The following is a 1,956-nucleotide window of genomic DNA, read 5'->3' as shown; positions in this document are numbered from 1 at the left end:
CTAAGCCATTATTAGAAATTCAACATGGCGACTGCTTTTGGCCCGATTCCTCGCTTCACTGTGTTTTTGAGGACTTCCGGTTTTGCTGTCAGACGAGGTGGTCGTGTTTCACATCGTCTCCGTAAAATCGACTTACATTTGTGGATGGTTCTGCCCATCCACAAATAATTGTACGTCTAAAGTGTTTTATATACTTGTGTTCTTCCATTCCTGCATTTATTTCTATTTTTGTGTGTGTAGTTTTGTGTTTGTGTGAATTTTTCTCTTTGTCATTTGTTGACAAATTTGTTCAGTCCGAATATGGACGAGCCACGTGGTAAGCCACATGTTATTGATCCAGGTGCGTCGCCTGTGACGTCACAAGGTGATTCACAAGGTAATGCCGCAGTACAGTTGAGCATCGAGAGCTCTACTGCTTTGCATGTTGTGGACGGTGGAGCTGTCGATGCTCAACCAGATACCTTATCTACACATTTAGGTACCGATAACATGCGTGGTGTTTGTGATGAACTGTTCACTGATCCTGACATCTCTTCCGACGCTGAGATAAATGGAGAAAGTGACAGCATCCCTTCCATGCCACTAAATGATGTTAGTGCAATCGTTGCTTGGGTGAATTCAGGCGACGATGATCAGGATCTTGATCGTCCGGAGTCTGTCGATATGTCAGATTCCGAATCTCAGGTTTCCCCTGATCAGTGGATTAAAGTCCGATCAAAGCGTTGTCGATCACCTTCTTCTTCCCCTAGGAAAACCCCACTCTCTGGGAACCAGTTTGCCAAGAAGAGACGCCCCTCATTGAAGAGTCTTTCTCTTAAAATCAGTTCTGCTGATAAGTCTACAAAGCTGGCAAACCTCAACCCCATTAAGATAGCTAAACACATACAGTGGTCTGTTGGGGATGTTAAGAGTGTGAAGCGATGCCGTGATGGCACCCTCTTGATTACTGCTGTTGATGAAGAACAGTATGTCCGGATGCGGCATCTCAAGACACTGGGTGACCATGATGTCATTGTATCGCACCCTATTTCTACTGGTACCTCTGGATTGCAGGGGGTCATAAGTAGGGTTCCATTGGACACACCTGTGTCTGATATTTTAGAATCTCTAAAGTCGGCATCCGTAGTTGATGGATGCCGTCTTACCAATAAGGTTAATGGAGTGGAGAAGCCAACCCTGTCTGTGAAGTTGGTGTTCTCTTCATCCATTCTCCCTAATTTTGTACGCCTGGGATATACCCAGTACAAAGTTAGACCTTATGTATCCCCTGTGATCCAGTGTTTTTGTTGTCGCCGTTTCGGCCATTATGCAAATGAGTGTCGGAGCCGACTGAGGTGTGCTCGTTGTGGCGAGAACCACCCGACGGTGTCCTGTACATTGACACAGTCACAGTTCAAGTGTGTGAACTGTGGCAAGTGTCACAGTGCAGCATATGGTGGCTGCGCTATTTTTAAAGAAGCGAAGGAGGTCAAAACCATAGCTATGACCAAGCGTGTCTCTTTGGCTGAGGCTAAGTCCATAGTCTCATCCAAGAGGTCATATGCAGGCGCAGTTGCTGGTGTTATTGATCCTCCTGTTGTTACCACAGCACCTCCTGTTGTTGCCGTACCTGCTGTACCCCCCGTTACTTCTCGGGCTGTTAATTCTGCCCCTGCCACTCTCCCTGTAGTCCCTTCCCGCCCCTCTCCTCCCTCTGTCGAGTTGGTTACTACAGCCACTCAGACGGCACCTTGTGAACCAGTCTCTCGTTCTGATAGTTCACAGAACATGGAGCGCTTGGTGACGTTTTTCATCAAGTGCCTGTCCATGCTCAGCCAAGGCCCTTTGAACGTAGCTGATGTTATTTTACCATTAGCAAACCAGATGCTAGACATGAGTATTCCTCTGTCTACATTTGACACGCCCTCTAGGGATTCTTCTGATCAAGCGACCGAGCAGCCTGTACAAGATGTTCCA

The 1,956-nt window shown here is 47.0% G+C and carries 1 protein-coding gene; it reads left to right on the top strand.

Annotated features, from left to right (window positions below; genetic code table 11):
- Positions 1 to 300: 300 nt before the first annotated feature.
- On the top strand, positions 301 to 1,956 hold a 1,656-nt coding region (locus BOW51_RS10310), incomplete at its 3' end, for a DUF8775 domain-containing protein (RefSeq protein ID WP_503167678.1).

The organism is Solemya elarraichensis gill symbiont (assembly GCF_002021095.1).
Classification (GTDB): domain Bacteria; phylum Pseudomonadota; class Gammaproteobacteria; order Chromatiales; family Chromatiaceae.
This window is presented reverse-complemented; position numbering and strand designations above follow the sequence as displayed.